We start from the raw sequence: 20724 nt of genomic DNA, 5'->3' as shown, positions 1-20724 counted from the left end.
CGTCGTCGGCGCCGTTCAGCCGCCGTCCGTGTCTTCGCATGCCGCGTCGGCCTCCACGGCGTCGGCCAGCCGGCTGAGCATGCTGCGGTGCCGGACCTGGAGCAGCGCGTCCAGCGCGGCATTGTGGAACAGGCCGCCGGGGCCGCGCAGCGGATGCTCGTCGACGATGACCAGCGTGTCCTTGCCCCACGGGCGCAGGTCGATGGCGATCCGCGCGGAGCCGAGCCATCCGCTGAAGGCCTCCAGTTCCAGCTGCCGCGGGGGCCGGCAGATCCGTACGATCGTCTCGCCGGTCAGCTTCACCGGACCCAGCGGAACGGTGTACTCGATGCTGGAGCCGACCGCCGGCCAGTCGCCTTCGCCGCGCCGGGACGACGACGGACCCACGACCCAGTCCCCGTAACGCGTGCCGTCGGCCAGCACGGCCCATACGTCTTCCGGCGCGCCGCCGACGAGCCTGTGCCGAACTGCCATGAGTACCTCCGGTGACCTTCGTGTTCACCGCACGCCCGTTCTTCTGCCCTCGGTTACGGTCGTTATAGGCGTGTTTGCGGAGTTTCCTCGTCGCAGCGGGAGGAGCAAGGTGACGGGCTCCCTGCCTTTGCTGGGCCGTACGGCCGTGGTCACCGGCGCCGCCCGGGGCATCGGGCGGGCGGTGGCGCACGCCCTCGCGGCCCGCGGCGCCCGTGTCGCGCTGCTCGGACTGGAACCGGAGGAATTGGAGTCGGCGGCCGCCGGCGTGCCCGGTCCGGCGCGGGCCTGGCAGCTCGATGTCACGGACGAGGCCGCCCTGCGCCGCACTGCCGACGAGGTGACGGAGCAGTTCGGGCCGGCCTCCGTGGTCGTCGCGAACGCCGGGATCGCCTCCGCTGGCCCCTTCGGCGAGTCCTCCATGGCGACCTGGCGCAGGATCGTCGAGGTCAACCTCGTCGGAAGTGCTCTGACCGCCCGGGCCTTCCTCCCGCAACTGCTGGCCACCCGCGGCTACTACCTGCAGGTCTCCTCGCTCGCGGCGATCGGCGCCGCCCCGTTGATGTCCGCCTACTGCGCCTCCAAGTCAGGGGTCGAGGCCTTCACGCACTCCCTGCGTGCCGAGGTGGCCCACCGTGGCGTCGCCGTGGGCGTCGCCTACCTGAGCTGGACGGACACCGAGATGATCCGCGATGCCCGGTACGACGCGCCCCTGCGCGAACTGAGGGCCCTCATGCCCTGGCCCGCGAGCCGTACCTACCCCGCGGAGGACACGGCGGAGCGGCTCGTGCGGGGCATCGAACGCCGCGCGCCCGCCGTCTACGTACAGCCCTGGCTGCGCGGTGTCCAAGCGGTGCGCACCCTTCTGCCGGGTGTGGTCGCCTGGCGGGCCCGGCACGCGATGGGCGCCCTGGAACGGCGGACGGCAGGCCGGCGCAGGGAGTACGTTGAAGACGACAAGACGAGCGAGAACACCATGGCCGACTCCGACACCCCCCACCCTCCCGGACTCCTTGCGGATGAGATCCAGCGAGAAGTGAAACCCGGGACGGCAGTGCTGAGGCTGGAGACGACCCCCGACCGCCAGGGCATCCTCGACGGTGCGTGGTGGCCGCGTTCCCGCGACATCGTCGCGGAGCTTCCCAGCCTGATCACCGAGTTGGTCCGCCACCTGGGTCCCATCACGCGCGTCGGCCTGGACGCGAGCGCCTGGGACGAACTCCCCACGCGCCTGACCATCGACGACCGGGTCGTGCACATCGACTCCTTCGCCGTCGGTGACGACACGGTCCTGATCACCCGCGGCGAGCGGGACCACTTCTCCCTGCTGGTGGTTCCGCCACAGGCGACCCCCGATGCGGCACGCGCGGCGATGGCCAAGGCGGTGGCGGCCGGCAACGTCCAGGGGGCCGAACAGATCCTCATCGACACGGGCACCCCTCCCCGCGGACCGTGACGGGGGTCCCGGCGAAGCGGCGCGTCCCCTCCGCCCCATGCGCGACGACCCGCGCTCCCGCACCCTGGCACGGGAGCCTCGCGCAACCGCCAACACAACGGCCCCGGCGCATTCACACGCCAGGGCCGCCCTTCCAAACTGCCGCACGTGAGAGTGCGCCAGTTCACTGTCCATGGTACTGCTGCCGGACGCTCGACGCTGAGACACAGATACCGGGGAGAGCCATGTCCCGCGGACGAGGGTGCCGTCGCGGACGCCAGGGGGGAAGCCCCCAACGGGGCCCGCACCGGCGGTCTTTCGCCGGTCCGGGCCCCGCGGTGAAGCCGGGCGGGACGGGTTCGCCCGCCCCAGCCGCCTGCCGGCCCGATCGGGTACGGGCCGGTACATCACCCCCAGGCGGTTGCCGGCGGCCAGTCGGCCCGGCGGGCCCGGGCGGTGTCCGCTCGCTTGCGGGTCTGCGCCGCTTCGCCCGTGTCATCGCGGCCCGACTCCGTCCGAGCCGGAATCTCTCCCTCGTGCGGACGGCCGGTGGGGGCCGGGTGTCCCGTGCCCGCTCCGGACTGGAACGACTCCACGGCTCCGGGGCCCTGCGTGGTGTCGACCGTGAGGTGCAGGCGGGTGCCGCCTTCGGGATTCGCCGGGTAGCTGCGCTGTTCCGTCCCCGCGAAGTGCCTCCGGAGCGTTTCGGCGACCCGGCGGGCGGCCTCGGGGGACGCGGCGATGATGCGGACCTGGGCGAGCGCGGTCCGAGGCGGCGTGGCCGTCTGCCCGGTGTGCGCCGCCGACGGCGGGCGGTCCGCAACGGTGACCCGACCAGGCGAGGCCAGCAGCCGTTCGGGTTGCCGCGCACTCGCTGCCGTCGAACCTGTGGATCGCAGCAGTCGACGGCTTCCGCCTCGCGGCTCTTCCTGCATCGTCCCGGCCGGTGGGTTCGCGGGATCGCCCGCGCTTTCCTCCGGGACGGCGACGGTCCGGCGGCGACGGTACGGAAGGAGATCGCCGTAACGGAAGGCGGCGATCCGCTGGTCGTGGCGGTCGTTGAGCGCATGGATCAGGAAGGTGCCCACGGCGATCATCGCGAGGAGCACGGCCAGGCTGACGAGGATGGTCATGACGTCCACATCCCCTCAGCGCGGACCGGCCCCGCGGCCGCGCCGGCCGCCGGCGCGGCTCCGCCTTCCGACTCCCAGTCCGCTTCGTCTCCGCGGTCGGTTCCCCTGGCCCGGAGGGCTTCTTCGTCCGCCATGATGCCGCTCGCGGTGCTCCGGCTCCGGGGGTCGGCCGCGGCTGCCATCAGCCGGGTCGCTGCGGCCAGATCACATTCCGGCGGAATGACCAGCAAGTCGAGGCGGCCGGTGGTGTAGGAGAGCAACAGCAGTTTGTTCGCGTCCTGTTCGGTGAACCAGCCGACGTGGACGACATGTCCCGAGACGGGCACTTTGCGTGGGATCACAGGCCAGAGCGAGGGGTGCACCGCGACCCGGGTCACGCGCGCCCAGCAGCGGTCCAGCGTGTCGATCAGGGCCGGGAGTTCACGCGTGAGGTCGCGAGAACGAGGCCACCAGGCTCCGTCCAGCAGTCCCCGGGTGCCGGCACTGGCCGGCTTGAGTGCCAGCCGAGGCGGCGGTATCGGTGGTGAAGAGTCCTGCCCATCAGCGACGAATGGGCGATCGAGGACGATGTTCATGACACGGACCTGACTCCGGGGAGCGTTCCCGCTTGCCCGAGATGGTCGTTCGCCGGGAACGACACCGGCATGAGGGCCCGTGTGCGAAATGCTCCTGGTCCCTCAAGCGTACTCCGGTGAGGACCCGACGGGGCCGTGGTCGGGCGGCCGGCAGTGCCGTGATGCCCCGCGGGCGGGGCCCTGGAAGACTCGTCCCACGTACTCGGGGCCATGCGAAGGAAGCGAACGGCCATGGACCGGTACCTGGCGGAGATCCTCCGGGCGCACGGCGGCGGTGACCGCTACGCGCGGTTCGGCGAGGTCCGCGCGACGATCGTCACCGGCGGCGAGCTGTGGAGGCTGAAGGGCGTGCCGCAGGACCCGGCGCCCCGCAACATGACCGTGTGGCTCCACGAGGAGCGGGCGTCCCTGCGCCCCTATGGCGCGCCCGACCAGTCGACCGACTTCACCCCCGGCCGTGTCGCGATCGAGAAGGCCGACGGCACGGTCGTCGCCGAGCGCGGCGACCCCCGGTCCCACTTCGCGGGGCACACGATGACCACCCGCTGGGACGCGCTGGACCGCGCCTACTTCAACGGCTACGCCCTGTGGACCTACCTGACCACCCCCTTCCTGCTCGCCGGCCCGGGGGTCACCGTGTCCGGCATCGGGGCGTGGCGAGAGGACGACGAGACGTGGCGGGGCCTGCGCGCCACGTTCCCCGCGGACGTGGCCACGCACTCCCGTGAGCAGGACTTCTACTTCGACGACGCCCTCCGGCTGCGCCGCTACGACTACCACGTGGAGATCGCGGGCGGCTTCGCGTGCGCGCAGTACGTCTACGACTACGTCGAGGCCCAGGGGCTGCGGATGCCCTCGAAGCGCCGGGTGCACCTCCGCGCCGAGGACGGCAGCCCGCGGCGCGACACGTTGCTCGTCTCGATCGACGTCAGCGACGTGCACTACGTGTGAGGCTCAGGGGGCCAGCGTGAGCGTCGCCGGCGTCCCCCGCGCCAGCATCTTGGTGTAGGGACACAGCGAGTCCGCCCGCCGCAGCAGGGGAGCGGCGGTCGCCGCGTCCGTCCCGGGCCAGGTGATCACCAGGTCCGCCCGCACCAGGTAGCCGCCGTCCAGGGGGTCCCGGCCGAAGGCCACGGAGGCCTCCACCGCGATCGCCGCGGGGTTCCGGCCGGCCTGCCGGGCGACCAGGCTGAGGGCGCCGTGGAAGCAGGCCGCGAGCCCGGCGGCGAACAGCTGTTCCGGATTCGTGCCGCCGCTCTCCCCGCCGAGTTCGGGGGGCAGCCGCAGGACGAGGTCGAGCATCCCGTCGGACGACCGGGCCCGTCCCGATGCCCGTCCGTGGCTCACCTCGCCGCCGCTGACGGTCACGGACGTCGTGTAGATGGGGGAGAAGGCCGTGCCGTCGTAGTCCTTCGCCGTGGACAGCCCGGGCCACTGGGTCGGCTCGCTCACCGTGGTGCCCCTCTTCGGAGCCGGCTCCCGCACGGTGCGGGCGCCTTTCCGTCGCGTATGACTGTGGTCTGCATGGTCCGCCCTTCGTCATCCCGGGAGAGGCCCGGACCCGATCACCGAATCCGACCAATCAGCTGATCAACGTGTGACAACGCCTCGCGCCCAGGTGAACTCGCCCGCGGGCCCGAGCGATTGACGCCCGGGTCGTCCGCCGGGCACCCAAGCGCGGCATATCGGGCGTCACAGCCACGTCGATCCACTGGTCTCCATGAAGAGTCCCGGCCCGTCCCACCAGGAGGTCTTCATGAATTGGCGTTACGACGCTGCGTGCCGCGAGGAGGATCCGGAGCTGTTCTTCCCCATCAGCGGCAGCGGTCCGGGAATGGCGCAGATCCAGGAAGCCAAGGCCGTGTGCCTGCGGTGCCCCGTCACGGCGCAGTGCCTGCGGTCGGCGCTGTCGGCCGGTCGTCTCGACGGAATCTGGGGCGGCACCACGGAGGACGAACGGCGGAGGATGCAGCGCCGCGACTACGTCGAGCGCTGGCGGAAGACGCGGCAGGCCACCGTCTGATCCGGGTCGGACGCTCATGGCTTCCCTTGTCCGATGTTCGTCATATGTCGAACAATATAGGCCGGGAACGGATGGCGCGGCGGGGGCAGATGGGATCCATGTCACATATGCGGTGGATGTCCTGTCGTACCCGGAAAGCCGGAACGGTGGCGCAGCGCCGCACACGGGCGCGACCGCGCGGCCACGCAATGCCCCCGCACGGAAAGGCAGCGCATGATCCCCTCCCTTCCGCTCCGCAACCGCCCCGCCCCCCGCTCGCGGGGTCCGGGGACACGGCCCGCCGTCGGGCTCCTCCTCCTCGCCGCCATGAGCGTCCTGGACGGGCTGTGCCCACCGGCCGTCGGCTGGGCGACGACGCTCGTGGCCGCCTCGGCGGCGGCGGCGTTCGCCGGCGCCTCGCTGACCGCAGGAGCCGTCCTGATCGTCGCCGCGGCCGGGATCGGCCTGGTCGTCAGCCCCACCGGGGTTCCGCCGGTCACCACCTCGCAGGACGCCGTCGTGCTCGTGCTGTCCGTGGTTGCCGTCGTGTTCTGCGTCCGCCAGGAGCACCACCAGCTGGAACTGACCGCCGTACGGTCGGTCTCCGAGATCACGCAGCGAGTCGTCCTGCGCCCGCTCCCCGACCGGATCGGCCCGCTGCGCGTCGCCGCCGCCTACCAGGCCTCCGACGCCCACGCCACCGTCGGCGGCGACCTCTACGCGGCCGCCCGCGTCCCCGGAGCGACGCGGATGCTGATCGGCGACGTCCGCGGCAAGGGCCTGCAAGGGATCCACGAAGTGGCGGCCGCCGTCGGCGCGTTCAGGGAGGCGGCACCCCGCTGCGCCACCCTGTCCGAAGTGGCCGCACACCTGGAGTGCAGCATGCGCACCCACCTGGAGGAGTTCGAGGAGGGCCACGACGACGCCGCCGAACGCTTCGTCACCGCGCTGGTGTTGGAGATACCCGACGACCGGCGGGTCATCCGCGCGGTCAACTGCGGCCACCCCGCGCCCCTCGTCTCCGGCGGCGGGCGCGTCACCCTCCTGGCACCCCGCCGCTGCGGGCCGCCCCTCGGCCTGGGCGGCCTGGCCCCCCACGACCACCACGAGGACACCTTCCCCTTCGCCCCCGGGGACGTCCTCCTGCTCTACACCGACGGCGTCACCGAGGCCCGGGACCCGGCGGGCACCTTCTACCCCCTCCAGGACCGGGTCGCCTCCTGGGCGGGCGACGAGCCCGGTGGCCTCGTGCGGCACGTACGGGAAGACCTGTGCCGGCACCTCCGGGGCACGCTGAGCGACGACGTCGCCATCGTCGCCCTCCAGCGGGTTCCCGTTCCCGCGCAGGCGACCGCCCCCGGGGTGGCGGCCGGGCGGGTTCCGGGCGGGCCGCCGCCGGACGCGGCGGGGAGTTCCCGTCCGCCGCCCCATCGGGGTGATGGCGGCCTGCACGCCCTGACACCCGCCGGCCCGTCACACCGTGCGGCGCGGTCCGGCGTGCCCTCGGGCGGCCTCCGTGGCAGACCAGGCGCGTCGAGTGCCGCGAAGGTACGTTAAGCAGGTAGGGGCATTAACCGGTCACAGGCATCGGGAGATGGGCAAAGCCATGAAAATCGCAGTCATCGGCGGAACCGGGCTCATCGGCTCGCAGGTCGTGAAGGACCTCAACGCGGCCGGCCAGGAGGCCGTGCCGCACTCGCTGTCCACCGGCGTGGACCTCCTGAGCGGCGACGGCGTCGTGGAGGCCGTCGCGGGCGCGGACGTCGTCGTCAACCTCACGAACTCGCCGACCTTCGACGAGGCCTCGCCCGCGTTCTTCCAGACGTCGATGGACAACCTGATCGCCGCCTGTGAGAAGGGCGGCGTCGGTCACATGGTCATCCTCTCCATCGTGGGCGTGGACCAGGTGCCGGAGCTGGACTACTACCGGGCGAAGGTGCTGCAGGAGGACATCCTCAAGGCGAGTTCCATCCCGTACTCCATCGTCCGCGCCACGCAGTTCATGGAGTTCATGGACGCGACGATGTCCTGGACCACCGACGGCGACACCGTTCGGCTGCCGCACACCCCGCTCCAGCCGATCGCCGCCGCCGACGTCGCGCGGATGGTCGCCGAGGTCGCCTCGGGTCCCCCGCTCAACGGGACCGTGGACATCGCCGGGCCCGATGTCTTCTCCCTCGACGAGATCGGCCGGATCACCATCGCCGCCAAGGGCGACGGGCGTTCCGTCGTCGTCGACGACACGGCGGGCATGTTCGCCGTCCCCCAGGGCGACGTCCTCGTGGGTGGGCAAGCCGCTCGCATCGCCCCCACCCACTACCGGGACTGGCTGTCCTGACCGACGGGCGCGTCCGGACCGCGGACGACGCCGACCGAGGACGACGCAGTGGATGACGCCTACGACCTCCAGAAGGCACAGGAGGAGTTCCAGGCCGCCCGTGGCAGCCTGTTCGGCATCGCCTACCGGATGCTGGGCAGCGTGAGCGAGGCCGAGGACATCCTGCAGGAGGCGTGGATCCGCTGGCAGACCTACGACCGCTCCAAAGTGGAGAACCCTCCGGCGTTCCTCGCGACGACGGTCACCAGGCTCGCCATCAACGTGCTGCAGTCGGCCAGGGCCCGGCGTGAGACCTACGTCGGACCCTGGCTGCCGGAGCCGGTGGACACCGAGAGCGACCCCGCGCTGGGAGCCGTGAACGGGGAGGCGCTGGAGGTCGCGGTGCTGATGCTCCTGGAGAAGCTCACGCCCGCGGAGCGCGCCGCCTACGTGCTCCGGGAGGCCTTCGAGTACCCCTACGCGCAGATCGCGGAGATCATCGGACAGTCCAACGCCAACGCGCGCCAACTGGTGAGCCGGGCGCGCAAGCACCTGGCGGCGGAGAAGCGGGCCGGTGTCGTGACCGCCGACCGGCAGCGCTTCCTGACGGCGTTCGTGGCGGCCGCGAAGGCCGGGGAAGTGGGCGTGCTGGAGGACATGTTCGCCGAGGACGTCGTCTCGTACTCCGACGGCGGAGGTGAGGTCCGTGCCTCGAAGTTCCCCGTCGTGGGCCGTCAGCGGGTGGCCAAGTACATCCACGCCTTCGCCGACCGGTTCTGGGTCGGCGCCACCGTGGAGCCCATCCAGGTGAACGGCGGGCCCGGCATGAAGCTGTCCCGCGACGGCACGGTCTACGCCGTCCTGACGTTGAGCGTCACACCGGAGGGCATCGACCGGGTGATGTGGATGATGAGCCCGACAAAACTCGCCGTCCTGGACAAGTGAGTGCACGGACCCCCGGCACCGCCCAGGGGGCGCGGCGCCGGGGGAGCGGCCCGGTCAGTCGACGAAGTACGAGTCGTGCTTGTCCAGGAACGCGGCGCGCTCCTCCGCCGTGGCGTTGCCCATCCGCGAGATCTGCTCGAAGTACTCCTCACGCGGTGCGCCCGGGGTGAAGAGCAGCAGCATCTCCGCCGGGGCGTCGGAGTCGTTGCGGAAGGCGTGCAGCCCGCCCTGCGGGACGTGCAGGAAGTCGCCTTCCTGAGCGTCCACCCACTTCTCGCCGTTGTAGAGGCGGACGGTGCCGTTGAGGATGAAGAAGGACTCCGAGATGGTCCGGTGGAAGTGCGTCTTGGGACCGCCCGCGTTCGCCTTCATCATGACGCGGTAGAGCCCGTACTCGCCCCGCGTCATGTCCGTGGTCGCCAGGTAGTGGATGCCGTCCCCGGCCTGGCCGACGTTCGGAGGGGCGCTCGCCGGGCGGAAGTTGGCGTTGACCTCGCCGCTGTCCCCGAAGTACACCTGCTTTGGGTATGACATGCCTACCATCCCTCGCTCGCGTCGTGTGCGCCATGGCGCATCGGCGGGGCGGGTGCCGGCCGCTCCGGTCGGCCGTCCATGACCACGCCCCTCGGGGGGTAGACCGGGTTGCCCGGGCGCGTGTGACAGCTCCGTGGCGTCAGGAGACGGCGACGACGCCCACCGCGGCCAGGCCGTTGTCCGCGCGCAGGAGGATGTCGTAGAGGTAGGTGTCGCCCGCGCGGGGCGTCAGGACCTGCCGGCCCCCGGAGGGCAGGGTGCCGGTGACCGTCTCGTGTCTCTCGCCGGGCTCCGATCCGCTGACGGCCACGAGCCTGACCGGCGTCCTGCCGATGTTCTCCAGCGTAACGGAGCGGGTCCTCGGACACGTACCGGTGAGCTCGTCGGCGCAGTGGAAGCGCACGTCGCCGAAGTCGGTCAGGCCGCAGGAGACGTCGGTGGCGAAGCTGAAGTGGGCGGAGCAGACGGCACCCCCGCGCAGGGCCGTCGCGGGCGGCGAGGTGTGGGCGTCGTCCGGGGGAGGGTCGTCCGTGCACGCCGTGGCGAACGGCGCGAGCGCGACGGTGCTGACGAGTACGGCGGACAGGAGTGCTGTGCGCACGTGGAACTCCAGGAGAAGGAAGGCGAAGGTGGGGGGCGCGCGTGGCGTCGCCGTGGACGTCAGCCCGGGCCGGCTGACGTCGAGTCCGCAGGAACGTAGCAGACAGTGTTGATCCGTGCGGCGAGCGGAGGGGCTGTGGAAGGCCCCCCAAACGGTCGCTCTGGTGAGAAATCCCCCGATACATCCCTGCCGTGATCACAGTGTTCACCACTGAGCGGACATGCTCTGTCACACCGACAGGGCCTGCGCTGTCTTCTTGGTGACGGAGAGAAACAGAGGGAATCATGCGCGAGATCCTGATCGTCGGCGGCGGCTACGCGGGCTTCTACACGGCCTGGGGCCTCGAGAAGACGCTGCGGCCCGGGGAGGCGCGGGTCACCGTCGTCGACCCGCGTCCCTACATGACGTACCAGCCGTTCCTGCCGGAGGTGACGGCCGGTTCGGTGGAGGCACGTCACGCCGCCGTGTCGATGCGGCGGCACCTGCACAAGTCCCGGCTGGTCGCGGGCAGCGTGACCGGGATCCGCCACGCCGACCGCACGGTGACCGTCCGGCCCGTGAAGGGGGAGGAGTACGAACTCCGGTACGACACCCTCGTCGTCACCGCGGGAGCCGTGACCCGTACCTTCCCCATCCCGGGCCTGGCCCGGCACGCCATCGGCCTGAAGCACGTCGAGGAGGCGGTCGCCATCCGCGACCGGCTGCTGACGGCGTTCGACCAGGCCGCCTCGCTGCCCCCGGGGCCCGAGCGGCGGAAGCTGCTCACCGTCACCTTCGTGGGCGGTGGGTTCTCCGGTGTCGAGGGCTTCGGTGAGCTGCTGTCGCTGGCGACCGCGATGCTCAAGTCCTATCCGGAACTGAGCCTGGAGGAGCTGTCGTTCCACCTGGTGGAGGCGCGGGGCCGCATCCTGCCCGAGGTGACCGACGGGCCCGGGGCCTGGGTCGTGCGCCACCTGGAGCGCCGCGGCGGGCATGTGCACCTGAACACCCAACTGGTCTCCGCCGAGGACGGGCACGTCGTGCTGTCCAGCGGGGAGGAGTTCGACTCGGAACTCATCGTCTGGACCGCCGGCAACGCCTCGAACCCCGTGGTGCACAACCACACCGACCTGCCGGTCGACGAGCGCGGCCTGCTCATCGTGCGGCCGGACCTCCGGGTGGGTACGGAGGCCGAGCCGGTGCCGGACGTGTGGGCGGCCGGGGACGACGCGGCCGTGCCCGACCTGGCCTCGCCCGTGCCGGGGGCGCACACGGTGCCGAACGCCCAGCACGCGGTCCGGCAGGGCAAGCGCCTGGCCAAGAACATCGTCGCGAGCCTGCGTGGCGGCAGGGTCCGGGACTACCGCCACAGCAGCCTCGGCGTGGTCGCCACGCTGGGCCTGGGACGCGGCATCTTCCAGTACAAGGCCATCGTCGTCAAGGGGTTCCCGGCCTGGCTGATGCACCGCGGCTACCACGTGCTCGCGGTGCCCACGTGGGAGCGGAAGGTCCGGGTGCTCACCGTCTGGCTCACCGCGGCCCTGTTCGGCCGGGACCTCGTCTCCCTCGCCTCCGTGCAGCACCCGCGGGACGCGTTCGTCACGAGCGCCACCCCCCGGCGTCCCGCGGAGCCGCGGGCGGGCGACCACGCCGGAGTGTGAACGCCGGGAAGATGACGCTGAGCGGGCGGTGGAGCGCGCTCGACCGGCTCCACCGCCGCATCGAGAACCGCGTCGAGCGGGCGCTGCACGGGCAACTGGGCGTGAGCGCACGGGAGTTCCATGCCCTGCGAGCCCTCCAGGAGAGCATCCGCGATGCCGAGGGCCAGCTCCACTTCGACGAACTGGCCGACGCGATCGGCCTGACCCAGTCCGCGACCAGCCGGCTGGTGACCCGGCTGCGCGACCGGGGATTGATCACCACGCGCACCTCGGCGTACGACCGGCGGAGCGTGGACGTGCACCTCACCCCGGTCGCGCAGGACGTGCTGCGGCTCGGGGTGCCGCTCCTGGAGCGCGCCGTCCACGACGTCGTGTCCGGCCTCCGCGCGGAGGACGCCGACGCCAACCTGATCCGCTACCTCCAGGGGCTCTCGTAGCCCCTGGAGATAGCGGACGTCCCGGTCGGCCGGTCACTTTCCGTCACATCGACCTTCGTACATGCGGAACTTTCCACCACGGATGAATAACGTGTCACTCTTTCTCTGGCAACAGAGGGTTGAATCTGTGCGGTTTTTGGCGAAATGTCGGATTCGACATCCCTTTTGTGTCGTTTGTCCAGCGTATGATGTGAGGCAACGGTGGGTTGTGGGCTCATGGAACACACCATGCGCTCCCCGCAAGTCTGCTGTTCCGGTGCCGACGACGACTTTCTCCCGCCTTTTTCTGTCACATGATCGGGCCCCTTCCGGTCTATTCAGCGGACGTGAATGGAGAGTTCGTGACGCTCGGTGATCGGAGACCGTGTAGTGGCCACCCATGCAATACATCGTGTGACACCTTTGTGTCACACGGCCGGGGGCTGCCCGTAAATGACCTCTGACCGGCGGAACGCGGACGCCGAGCCGTCCCCCTCCGCACCAAGCCTCGACGTGGCGGCCTCCGCCTTCGTCGAACTCCAGCCACGCCTGTTCGGCATCGCGTACCGCGTGCTCGGCAGCGCCGTCGAGGCCGAGGACGTGGTGCAGGAGGTGTGGCTGCGCTGGCAACGGACCGACCGCTCCGCGGTGCTCAGCCCGGCCGCCTTCCTCTCGACCACGACGACCCGGCTCGCCATCAACGTCGCACAATCCGCCCGGGTGCGCCGGGAGACCTACATCGGACCCTGGCTGCCCGAGCCCGTGGACACGAGCGCGGATCCCGAGGCGGGCGTCCAGCGGACGGAGGCCGTGGAGTTCGCCCTGCTGCTGGTCCTGGAGCGGCTGAACCCCACGGAACGCGCGGCCTACGTCCTGCGTGAGGCGTTCGACTACGCCTATCCGGAGATCGCCGAGATACTCCAGCTCAGCATCGTCAACGTCCGCAAGATCGTCAGCCGGGCCCGCAAGCACGTGGTGGACAAGCCCCGCGAGACCGTCGACGCCGCGGAGCACCAGCGCCTCCTGGAGACCTTCGTCTCGGCGGCCCGGACGGGGAACCTCGCCCCGCTGGAAGCGCTCCTCGCCGCGGACGTCGCGGACCGTCTGGCCGGACGCGGCGGCCCGCACGGAGCGGCCCCCGCAGTCCGCGACGGGGTCTGCGCCGCCGGTCCGACGCGGACGACGGACGCCGGCGCATGAAGGGCTCGCGGAGCCGTCAGGGTCCGAGGGTGCCCACGGGGCGGGCCGGATGGTTCCAGGGCCGGAGCTTGTCGGGGTTGAGGACGATCCAGGCTTGCGAGACGCGGTGGTCGGCGACGTCCAGGCTGATGACCGCCACCACCTGGCCCTCGTAGCGAGCCACCAGACCGGTGCGGCCGTTCACGGGGTGGGCGGACAGGGCCACCCGCTGGTGGTGCGAGAGCAAGGTCAGCAGACTGCGCGCGACCGCCCGGGCGCCGTGCACCGGCCGGACCAGCGCCCGGACCTTCCCGCCACCGTCGAAGAACGCCGTGGCGTCCGGACACATCAGCGACGTCAGCCGCACCACGTCGCCGCCCGCGCAGGCCGCGCGCACCGCGCGCGCCACCGCGTCCTGCTCCTTCGGCGTCACCGGATGCGACCGGCAGGCGCGGATCGCCAGCCGCGCACGATCGGCGAGCTCGGCGCACTCCGGCTCCGACCGCCCCACCACGTCCGCCACGGCGCCCAGCGCCATCCCGAAGCAGTCGTTGAGCACGAACGCCGCCCGCTCCACGGGCGACAGCGCGGCCAGGGCCGTCAGCAGGACCTCACCGATCTCCTGTTCCAGCTCGGCCCCCACGCCCGGCCGTTCCGTGTCCGCCGCGGCCGGGACGGTTCCCCCGGCGGACGCGGCCAGCCGCGCCAGACAGATCGCGCCGACCGTCTTCACGAGCCACGCCCCGGGCGGATCGATCGACCGGCGGGCCGCCTCCGGCAGCTCGTACCACCGGCGGTAGGCCTCGTCGACGACCGCCTCGGCCTCCGCCGTGCCGCCCACCATCCACAACGCCACGTCCAGCAAGTGCCGACGTTCGTCCAGCAGCTCCGCGATCGGCACCGCGTCACCGGAGAAATCCATGACCCCCGACCTCCCTCGCCCACCACACCGACATGGCACCGAATTCCGGTCCTAGTGGTGAGACCAGGTCCGTGCGGACCTTGTGACATTGAGCCACGCGCCGGCCGCCGGCGGAGCTGTCCCCGTGCGGGTCCACCCCTCCCCCGTGAACAGGGCGCGAAACCTCCTTCCGCATTGGCGCGCAGACGGCGCACGTCACACTTTCGCCGCGTGATCGGTCGTATTGCCGGAAGGTGCACGAGAGTGCCGACCCGCGACCCGCCATGGGTGAATCATGAATGGTGACAGGAACATGGACGGTGACAGCCGGCCCGCCGATTCGGAACGACCGCCGGACCAGGGGGTGAAAGTCGCCGAATGGGTCGGCGAACGACTGGGTATTGACAGACGTACCAGATCGTCCGGGATGCGGAAGGCATTCCCCAGCCACTGGTCCTTCATGCTGGGGGAGATATCCCTCTACAGCTTCTTCATCCTCGTCCTGACGGGGGTGTACCTGTCGCTGTACTTCCATCCGTCGATGACGCCGGTGGAATACCACGGCAGTTACGCACCGCTGCAGGGCCAAATGGTGTCCGAGGCCTTCGACTCGACGATGCGCATCTCCTTCGAGGTGCGCGGCGGCCTGCTGATCCGCCAGGCCCACCACTGGGCGGCGCTGATCTTCGTCGCCAGCATGTTCGCCCACATGCTCCGGGTGTTCTTCACCGGTGCGTTCCGCAAGCCGCGCGAGCTCAACTGGGTGCTCGGCTTCTCCCTGCTGGTCCTGGGCATGTTCGAGGGACTGACGGGCTACGACCTCCCGGACGACCTGCTCTCCGGGACCGGACTCATGGTCGTGAACGGCACCATCCTCTCGATACCGGTCGTCGGGACCTACCTGTCGATGTACCTCTTCGGGGGCGAGTACCCGGGCAAGGACCTGATCGCGCACTTCAACACGCTCCACGTCGTGGTGATCCCCGCCCTCATGGCCGGCGTCCTCGTCGCCCACCTGGTCCTGGCGCGCCGTCACCGGGGCGCGCAGTACCCGGGGCCCGGGCGTACCGAGCGGAACGTGGTCGGCCTGCCCTTCCGGGTCTACGCCGTGAAGTCGGGGGCGTACTTCCTCCTGGTCAGCGGGGTCGTCCTCATCATCGCCTCGACCACGCAGATCAACCCCATCTGGCTGTACGGCCCCTACCGGCCCGACCAGGTCACCGCCGGTTCACAGCCCGACTGGTACATGGGCGTGCTCGACGGCCTGCTGCGCGTCATGCCCGGCTGGGAGGTCGTCCTCTGGGGCCACACCCTGGCGCTGGACAACCTCGTGCCCCTGCTGGCGGGCGCCGGGCTCTTCCTCGCCCTGGGCGCCTACCCGTTCGTCGAGGCATGGGTCACCAAGGACGGCAACCGCGACCACCATCTCCTCGACCGGCCCCGCAACCGGCCGGTGCGCACCGCCCTGGGCGCGGCGTGGGTCAGCGTGTACGCGGTGGCGCTGCTGGGCGCGGCGAACGACGTGATCTCCATCCGCCTGCACATGTCGGTCAACTCCGTGACGTGGGCCGTCCGCATCGGCCTGTTCGTCGTGCCCTTCGTGGTGTACGGCGTGACCAAGCGCTGGGCGCTCGCCCTCCAGCGCAGCGACCGCGACAAGGTGCTGCACGGCCGCGAGACCGGGATCATCAAGCGCCTGCCGGACGGCGAGTACGTCGAAGTCCACCAGCAGCTCGGCCGCGAGCAACTCCACCTCCTCACGCAGCACGAGCAGTACGCGCCCATCCGCCTCTCCCCGGACGGCAGGGCCGGCCGGGTGGAGCGACTGCGGGCCCTGCTCAGCCGGGGCCTGTACGGGAAGGGGACGCAGATTCCCAAGCCCACCGTGCAGGAATTCGAGGAGATCACCCACGACCACGGTGAGAAGAACATTATCCACTGAGGTGTCACATATTCAGCCGGTCCTTTGTCATAAGAGCGAAGGAAGTGCACGAGAGTGCCGAACTTGGGAGTTCGACAATGAGCAAGCCCGTCCTCGAGCCTGCGGCTCAGGAAATCGCGGACGCCACGGCGACGCCGCCATTCCTCTACGAGCTCGGTGCGGAAGGCGCCCGTAAGGTCCTCGACGACCTGCAGGCGGCGCCGGTCGAGAAGTACGACGTCCGGGAAAAGTGGATCACCGTGCCGGCCGAGGTGGGTGACGTGCGCGTGCGCATCGTCAAGCCCGTGGGGGCGGAGGAGGTCCTGCCCGTCGTGCTGTACGTGCACGGTGGCGGGTGGGTGCTCGGCAACGCGGGTACGCACGACCGTCTCGTGCGCGAACTGGCCGTCATGGCGCACGCCGCGGTGGTGTTCGTCGAGTACGACCGCTCGCCCGAGGTCCGGTACCCGGTGGCCATCGAGCAGGCCTACGCGACGGCCCGTTGGGTCACCGGGAAGGGCGCGGACGAGGGATTGGACGCCTCGCGCATGGCCGTCGCCGGCGACTCCGTCGGCGGCAACATGACCGCGGCGCTGACGATCATGGCGAAGCGGCGCGGCGACGTGACCTTCGTCCACCAGTCGCTCTACTACCCCGTGACCGACGCGGCCCAGGACACCGGCAGCTACCGGGAGTTCGCAGACGGCCCGTACCTGACCGCGAAGGCCATGGCCTGGTTCTGGGACTGCTACACCACCGACCCGGCCGAGCGGGCGGAGATCACCGCCTCGCCGCTGCGGGCGAGCCTGGAGGACCTCGAGGGCCTGCCGCCCGCGCTGGTCATCACCGACGAGAACGACGTGCTGCGCGACGAGGGCGAGGCCTACGCCCGCAGGCTCACGCAGGCCGGCGTCCCGACCACCAGCGTCCGCTACAACGGCACGCTGCACGACTTCATGATGCTCAACCCCGTCCGTTCCACGCAGGCGACCACCGCCGCCATGGAGCAGGCCACCCGCGCGCTGCACACCGCGCTGCACACCAACTGAGTCACCCCACCGCCGGACGCGGGGCCGGGCCACTGGGCCGCCCCCTGCCCGCGGGCCTCCCCGAGAAGCGCCCGCACCGGTGATTCCTGGTGGTCCCGGACCCGGACGTCCCCGGTTGCCGGCCGCGAGCCACCTCTCGCAGACGTGCGGCGGCAATCCGCCGCACCCTCCGCCGGACCTCGTTCCCGGGGCCCGGATCGCACAACCATCTCCCGCCTCGAAAGGGCCTTCCTGTGAACCGTCATGCCCGTTACCGGACCCTCCGCACCCCGCTCACCGTCATGGCGACGGTGACCGTCGCCGCCGGTCTGCTCGCCGCGACCATGGCCCCCGCCAGCGCCACCAAGGGCGGGCACGGCGCCCCCTCGCACCACCGCAAGCCGACCGTGGTCCTGGTCCACGGCGCGTTCGCCGACTCCTCCAGCTGGAACGACGTCGTCAAGAAGCTGAAGCACGACGGCTACCCCGTGGTGGCCGCGGCCAACCCGCTGCGCGGGCTGGCCAGCGACGCCGCGTACGTCCGGGAGCTGGTGGACAGCATCGACGGGCCCGTGGTCCTGGCCGCCCACTCCTACGGCGGCGCCGTGATCTCCAACGCCGCCTACGGCTCCGACAAGGTCAAGGCCCTCGTCTACCTGGCCGCCTTCATGCCCGACAAGGGCGAGAACGCCTTCGACCTGTCGCTGAAGTTCGAGGGCAGCACGCTCGGCGACGCGCTGAAGCAGGTGCCGGTCACGATGCCCGACGGTTCCAAGGGCGTCGACCTCTACATCGACCAGGCCAAGTTCCACCACCAGTTCGCCGCGGACGTCCCCGCGCACACCGCGGAGATCATGGCGGCCACCCAGCGCCCCGTGTCCGGCGGCGCGCTGTACGAGCCCTCCGGCGAGCCCGCGTGGAAGACCATCCCCTCCTGGACCCTGGTGGCCTCCAACGACCGGAACATCCCCCGCGAGCTCCAGGTCTTCATGGCCGAGCGCGCCAAGTCCCACGTGGAGGAGGTCCGCGCGTCCCACGCGGTGAGCGTGTCCCACCCGAAGGAGTCCGCGCGCATCATCGAGGAAGCCGCGCGCTCGGTCCGCTGACCGCCGGCCCGGTGACCCCGCGGGCGGGGCGGCGCACGATGCGCCGCCCCGCCCGCCGTTCGTGGCCTCCGGGAAATTCGGTTGCCTGACGGCCCGCTGGTCGAACATCATCTCGGCCATGGATCTGTAACCAGTGGCGCACGTGCGGAATGAAGACGGGTTCGAGTCACTCCCCGTCCGGTTCCGGCGTGCCGTTCGAAGCCCGCACCTCGTGATCGGGGCGGGCTTCCTTCACGCGACGTGATGTGCCACGTCGCGCCGGCCGGTGTGCTCCGCTCTCGGACGCCGGCCTCACGCCACTGGATCCGGGGGAGTTCACAGCGCCGCGACGCGCTCCCTGACGCCTCCTCCGTCAGCCCTGGAGTTCGCGAAGCCATGAACGAGGTCCGCAGTATCCGTGTGTCCGCTGAAGGCGGCGGTTCCGACGTCGACCGGAAAGCACTGTGGGTGGTCAGGGAGCTCGCTCTGCCCGCCATCGTCACGGCATGCGTGTCGTGCAGGTCCACGCGCCACCGTCCCAGCGGCAAGTTCCGCGTGAACGCGAGCGGCAAGCTCCTCGACGTCTGGATGCTGATCTGCTGCGAGCTGTGCGGCCGTACGTCGAAGATCCCCGTCCACGAGCGCGTCCACGTACAGGCACTCGACCACGAGCGGCTGCTGATGTTCGAGAACAACGATCCGGGCATGGTGCGGCATCTGACGATGGACGGGGCGCTGGCCGGAAGGGCCGGGTACCGGCTCGACTGGACCGGCACGTGGGAGCTGGAGACCGACACGCCGTTCTACGACATCGAGCAGGACGATCCGGCATCGTTCGAGGTCGTCGTCGGTTTCGACCTCCCTGCGCCCATCCGGGTCGAGAAGCTGCTCATGACCGGGCTCGGCCTGAGCCGGTCCGCCGTGAGAGCCATGGTGGCCTGCGGGCGGCTACGCCTGCCCCTGGCCGTCGACGCGAAGGCACGCGGAGACTTCACCTTCTTCGTCATCGCCACCCCACCGCCTTCGCACGACGCCGCCGCGGATCACACGGCCTAGGGCCGCGGCGCCGACAGCTCCGCGCACCGGGCGGCCGGTGCGCGGGGCATGGACATCACCGGCGCGGGCGTCGAAGATGGCCACCCACGACACGTCAAGATTTCTGCCCGGTGATGGAGTCGGTGCGGGGCGCGTGCCCCCTCTCCGCGCCACCACTGGACGGTTTCAGGCGGCTTCCACGGGACGGCACATCCGGGCACCGACGTCCCAGGTGGGCCGTCCCGCCGGGCAGCGAAAGGGAATCGCCGTGCCCTCGGCGAACTACCGTTCCCTGCTGCGTACCCCCGGCGCCGCGGCCTTCTTCCTGCCCGCATCGCTCGGACGCGTCGGCATCGCGATGACCGGCTTCAGCATCGTCTGGCTCGTGCACAGCCATACCGGCACCTTCGCCGCGGCCGGCCTCGTCGGCGGCGGATTCGCGGTGACCGACGCGCTCGTGGCGCCCCAACTGGCCTGGCTCGTCGACCGGTTCGGGCAGACCCGGGTCCTGCCGCCCGCACTGCTCGCCCACGCCCTCGCGGTAGCCGTCCTGGTGTCCCTGGTCGCCGCCGGCGCCTGCGACGCCCTCATGACCCTGGGCGGTGCGCTGGTCGGGGCCAGCCTTCCCCAGCTCAGCGCGATGTCCGCGGCACGCTGGGCGGCACTGCTGCGCACCGACCGGGCCGCGGAACTGCCCACCGCCTTCGCGCTGGAGTCGATCGGCAACGCGGTGGCCTACCTCGTGGGCCCGGCGCTGGTCAGCGCGCTCGCCGCGGCCGGACATCCCGCGGCCGGCGTGGTGCTCGCCGCCTCCTTGTCGGTGGCCGGCGGCCTGGTCCTCGCGGCGCAGCGCGGCAGCGCGCCCCCACCGGCGGCCGGCAGCGCCGTGCACGCGCGTGCGGGCCGGTCGTTGTTGTGCGGGGCGGTCTTCGTACTGATGGGGCTCAACCTCGCCCTCGGTGTCTTCTTCGGCGCCATGCAGGTGTCGGTGACCGCCTTCGCGGTGGAGCACGGCGCACCGGGCGCCGCAGCCGTGGTCTTCACCGTCTCCAGTTGCAGCGGTCTGCTGGCCGGTTGGGTGTACGGGGCGCGCCGGTGGGGCGCCACGCCCCCGGTGCAACTGCTGGCGGCGACCAGTGCGCTCCTGCTCGGCACGCTGCTGCTGCCCACGGTCGGCTCACCGTTCGGACTCGGCTTGGTCGTCCTCCTGACCGGTGCCACGATCCAGCCCCTTCTGGTGCTCTTCTCCGTGCTCACCGAGTCGACCGTCCACCGGGCCGTCCTGACCCAGGCGTTCTCCTGGCTCGGCTCCGCCAGCGCTGCGGGCTCGGCCGCCGCGGCGGCGGTCTCCGGCTGGGCGGTCGACTCGTCCGGGGCACGTGGCGGCTTCGCGATCACCACCGCGGCAGCCGCCGCGATGACCCTCCAGAGCCTCGCGGGCCTGCGTCTCCTGCGGACGCGGAAGGGACAGCCGGCGCGTGCGGAGCCGAGGGCGAACTGAGGGCG

General features: G+C 71.2%; 20 protein-coding genes and 2 pseudogenes. 15 read left to right on the top strand and 7 right to left on the bottom strand.

The genetic code is table 11. The features are described 5' to 3' along the window. Nucleotides 1-15: 15 nt before the first annotated feature. A complete protein-coding gene (locus tag ABZ312_RS38540) occupies nt 16-474 on the bottom strand; it encodes an SRPBCC family protein (RefSeq protein ID WP_500439713.1) in 459 nt (152 codons plus the stop codon). A gap of 109 nt (nt 475-583) precedes the next feature. Here ABZ312_RS38540 and ABZ312_RS38535 point away from each other — a divergent pair. Both ABZ312_RS38535 and ABZ312_RS38530 read left to right on the top strand, forming a co-directional pair. Continuing rightward, nucleotides 584-1462 (top strand): annotated as a pseudogene (locus ABZ312_RS38535) (SDR family oxidoreductase); the annotation flags it as partial. After that, nucleotides 1448-1927: a DUF5994 family protein gene (locus ABZ312_RS38530; protein ID WP_500358987.1), complete on the top strand. Its 480-nt coding sequence runs from the start codon at nt 1448-1450 to the stop codon at nt 1925-1927. The pseudogene ABZ312_RS38535 and the gene ABZ312_RS38530, both read left to right, overlap by 15 nt. Nucleotides 1928-2313: 386 nt before the next feature. Here ABZ312_RS38530 and ABZ312_RS38525 read toward each other — a convergent pair whose 3' ends face one another. Together ABZ312_RS38525 and ABZ312_RS38520 are read right to left on the bottom strand one after the other, a co-directional pair. After that, entirely contained in the window at nt 2314-3039 is a 726-nt protein-coding gene (locus tag ABZ312_RS38525; RefSeq protein WP_500439716.1) for a hypothetical protein, read from the bottom strand. Beyond that, nucleotides 3036-3614 carry a DUF5994 family protein gene (locus ABZ312_RS38520; protein ID WP_500323983.1) on the bottom strand — a complete coding sequence of 193 codons (579 nt, stop codon included), beginning with the start codon at nt 3612-3614 and terminating at the stop codon, nt 3036-3038. The genes ABZ312_RS38525 and ABZ312_RS38520 overlap by 4 nt, the downstream gene beginning before the upstream one ends. 231 nt (nt 3615-3845) lie before the next feature. On the opposite strand from ABZ312_RS38520, the gene ABZ312_RS38515 reads away from it, so the two are divergent. Next, complete coding sequence (locus tag ABZ312_RS38515) at nt 3846-4565, top strand: hypothetical protein (protein WP_500323984.1); 720 nt, start codon at nt 3846-3848, stop codon at nt 4563-4565. A 3-nt stretch (nt 4566-4568) separates the two neighbouring features. Here the strand turns inward: ABZ312_RS38515 and ABZ312_RS38510 are convergent, their stop codons facing one another. Next, nucleotides 4569-5066: an Ohr family peroxiredoxin gene (locus tag ABZ312_RS38510; RefSeq protein WP_500323985.1), complete on the bottom strand. Its 498-nt coding sequence runs from the start codon at nt 5064-5066 to the stop codon at nt 4569-4571. A gap of 304 nt (nt 5067-5370) precedes the next feature. On the opposite strand from ABZ312_RS38510, the gene ABZ312_RS38505 reads away from it, so the two are divergent. The 4 genes from ABZ312_RS38505 (at nt 5371) to ABZ312_RS38490 (ending at nt 8878) form a co-directional block, all read left to right on the top strand. Then, complete coding sequence (locus ABZ312_RS38505) at nt 5371-5637, top strand: WhiB family transcriptional regulator (RefSeq protein WP_500324238.1); 267 nt, start codon at nt 5371-5373, stop codon at nt 5635-5637. 306 nt (nt 5638-5943) lie between these two features. Next, the gene (locus ABZ312_RS38500) at nt 5944-7173 is read left to right on the top strand and encodes a PP2C family protein-serine/threonine phosphatase (protein ID WP_500439712.1); all 1230 of its coding nucleotides are present in this window, start codon (nt 5944-5946) and stop codon (nt 7171-7173) included. 49 nt (nt 7174-7222) lie between these two features. After that, the gene (locus ABZ312_RS38495) at nt 7223-7954 is read left to right on the top strand and encodes an SDR family oxidoreductase (protein WP_500323987.1); all 732 of its coding nucleotides are present in this window, start codon (nt 7223-7225) and stop codon (nt 7952-7954) included. A 48-nt stretch (nt 7955-8002) separates the two neighbouring features. Further along, nucleotides 8003-8878 carry an RNA polymerase sigma-70 factor gene (locus tag ABZ312_RS38490; RefSeq protein WP_500323988.1) on the top strand — a complete coding sequence of 292 codons (876 nt, stop codon included), beginning with the start codon at nt 8003-8005 and terminating at the stop codon, nt 8876-8878. A 54-nt stretch (nt 8879-8932) separates the two neighbouring features. Here ABZ312_RS38490 and ABZ312_RS38485 read toward each other — a convergent pair whose 3' ends face one another. Both ABZ312_RS38485 and ABZ312_RS38480 read right to left on the bottom strand, forming a co-directional pair. Then, nucleotides 8933-9412 (bottom strand): cupin domain-containing protein, encoded by a 480-nt coding sequence (locus ABZ312_RS38485; RefSeq protein ID WP_500323989.1) that lies wholly within the window; start codon nt 9410-9412, stop codon nt 8933-8935. Nucleotides 9413-9551: 139 nt separating this feature from the next. Then, a complete protein-coding gene (locus ABZ312_RS38480) occupies nt 9552-10013 on the bottom strand; it encodes a hypothetical protein (protein WP_500358984.1) in 462 nt (153 codons plus the stop codon). Nucleotides 10014-10297: 284 nt separating this feature from the next. On the opposite strand from ABZ312_RS38480, the gene ABZ312_RS38475 reads away from it, so the two are divergent. The 3 genes and pseudogenes from ABZ312_RS38475 to ABZ312_RS38465 form a co-directional block, all read left to right on the top strand. Then, nucleotides 10298-11653, top strand: a complete 1356-nt coding sequence (locus ABZ312_RS38475) for an NAD(P)/FAD-dependent oxidoreductase (RefSeq protein ID WP_500323991.1) — start codon at nt 10298-10300, stop codon at nt 11651-11653. An 11-nt stretch (nt 11654-11664) separates the two neighbouring features. Further along, the gene (locus ABZ312_RS38470) at nt 11665-12090 is read left to right on the top strand and encodes a MarR family winged helix-turn-helix transcriptional regulator (protein WP_500439711.1); all 426 of its coding nucleotides are present in this window, start codon (nt 11665-11667) and stop codon (nt 12088-12090) included. Nucleotides 12091-12522: 432 nt separating this feature from the next. Continuing rightward, nucleotides 12523-13206, top strand: a pseudogene (locus ABZ312_RS38465) (sigma-70 family RNA polymerase sigma factor); the annotation flags it as partial. Nucleotides 13207-13285: 79 nt separating this feature from the next. Here ABZ312_RS38465 and ABZ312_RS38460 read toward each other — a convergent pair. Continuing rightward, entirely contained in the window at nt 13286-14170 is an 885-nt protein-coding gene (locus ABZ312_RS38460) for a sigma-70 family RNA polymerase sigma factor family protein (RefSeq protein ID WP_500439710.1), read from the bottom strand. Between the two features lie 292 nt (nt 14171-14462). Here ABZ312_RS38460 and qcrB point away from each other — a divergent pair, with 292 nt between their 5' ends. The 5 genes from qcrB to ABZ312_RS38435 all read left to right on the top strand — a co-directional run bounded on the left by qcrB (nt 14463) and on the right by ABZ312_RS38435 (nt 20719). Then, complete coding sequence (qcrB, locus tag ABZ312_RS38455) at nt 14463-16091, top strand: cytochrome bc1 complex cytochrome b subunit (RefSeq protein WP_500439709.1); 1629 nt, start codon at nt 14463-14465, stop codon at nt 16089-16091. A 77-nt stretch (nt 16092-16168) separates the two neighbouring features. Beyond that, complete coding sequence (locus ABZ312_RS38450; protein WP_500323995.1) at nt 16169-17119, top strand: alpha/beta hydrolase; 951 nt, start codon at nt 16169-16171, stop codon at nt 17117-17119. Nucleotides 17120-17352: 233 nt separating this feature from the next. Beyond that, a complete protein-coding gene (locus ABZ312_RS38445) occupies nt 17353-18204 on the top strand; it encodes an alpha/beta fold hydrolase (RefSeq protein WP_500323996.1) in 852 nt (283 codons plus the stop codon). Between the two features lie 399 nt (nt 18205-18603). After that, nucleotides 18604-19239, top strand: a complete 636-nt coding sequence (locus ABZ312_RS38440; protein ID WP_500323997.1) for a DUF1062 domain-containing protein — start codon at nt 18604-18606, stop codon at nt 19237-19239. Nucleotides 19240-19486: 247 nt separating this feature from the next. Further along, on the top strand, nt 19487-20719 hold the full coding sequence (locus ABZ312_RS38435; RefSeq protein ID WP_500439708.1) for an MFS transporter: 1233 nt from the start codon (nt 19487-19489) through the stop codon (nt 20717-20719). The last annotated feature ends 5 nt before the right edge of the window (nt 20720-20724 follow it).

Source organism: Streptomyces sp. NPDC006207 (assembly GCF_040613835.1).
GTDB lineage: Bacteria > Actinomycetota > Actinomycetes > Streptomycetales > Streptomycetaceae > Actinacidiphila.
This window is presented reverse-complemented; position numbering and strand designations above follow the sequence as displayed.

What these genes read in the sequence shown, in the direction of transcription:
- ABZ312_RS38540 (WP_500439713.1), bottom strand. Translation starts at nt 474, where the DNA reads ATGGCAGTTCGGCACAGGCTCGTCGGCGGCGCGCCGGAAGACGTATGG.
- ABZ312_RS38530 (WP_500358987.1), top strand. Translation starts at nt 1,448, where the DNA reads ATGGCCGACTCCGACACCCCCCACCCTCCCGGACTCCTTGCGGATGAG.
- ABZ312_RS38525 (WP_500439716.1), bottom strand. Translation starts at nt 3,039, where the DNA reads ATGACCATCCTCGTCAGCCTGGCCGTGCTCCTCGCGATGATCGCCGTG.
- ABZ312_RS38520 (WP_500323983.1), bottom strand. Translation starts at nt 3,614, where the DNA reads ATGAACATCGTCCTCGATCGCCCATTCGTCGCTGATGGGCAGGACTCT.
- ABZ312_RS38515 (WP_500323984.1), top strand. Translation starts at nt 3,846, where the DNA reads ATGGACCGGTACCTGGCGGAGATCCTCCGGGCGCACGGCGGCGGTGAC.
- ABZ312_RS38505 (WP_500324238.1), top strand. Translation starts at nt 5,371, where the DNA reads ATGAATTGGCGTTACGACGCTGCGTGCCGCGAGGAGGATCCGGAGCTG.
- ABZ312_RS38500 (WP_500439712.1), top strand. Translation starts at nt 5,944, where the DNA reads ATGAGCGTCCTGGACGGGCTGTGCCCACCGGCCGTCGGCTGGGCGACG.
- ABZ312_RS38495 (WP_500323987.1), top strand. Translation starts at nt 7,223, where the DNA reads ATGAAAATCGCAGTCATCGGCGGAACCGGGCTCATCGGCTCGCAGGTC.
- ABZ312_RS38485 (WP_500323989.1), bottom strand. Translation starts at nt 9,412, where the DNA reads ATGTCATACCCAAAGCAGGTGTACTTCGGGGACAGCGGCGAGGTCAAC.
- ABZ312_RS38475 (WP_500323991.1), top strand. Translation starts at nt 10,298, where the DNA reads ATGCGCGAGATCCTGATCGTCGGCGGCGGCTACGCGGGCTTCTACACG.
- ABZ312_RS38470 (WP_500439711.1), top strand. Translation starts at nt 11,665, where the DNA reads ATGACGCTGAGCGGGCGGTGGAGCGCGCTCGACCGGCTCCACCGCCGC.
- ABZ312_RS38460 (WP_500439710.1), bottom strand. Translation starts at nt 14,170, where the DNA reads ATGGATTTCTCCGGTGACGCGGTGCCGATCGCGGAGCTGCTGGACGAA.
- qcrB (WP_500439709.1), top strand. Translation starts at nt 14,463, where the DNA reads ATGGACGGTGACAGCCGGCCCGCCGATTCGGAACGACCGCCGGACCAG.
- ABZ312_RS38450 (WP_500323995.1), top strand. Translation starts at nt 16,169, where the DNA reads ATGAGCAAGCCCGTCCTCGAGCCTGCGGCTCAGGAAATCGCGGACGCC.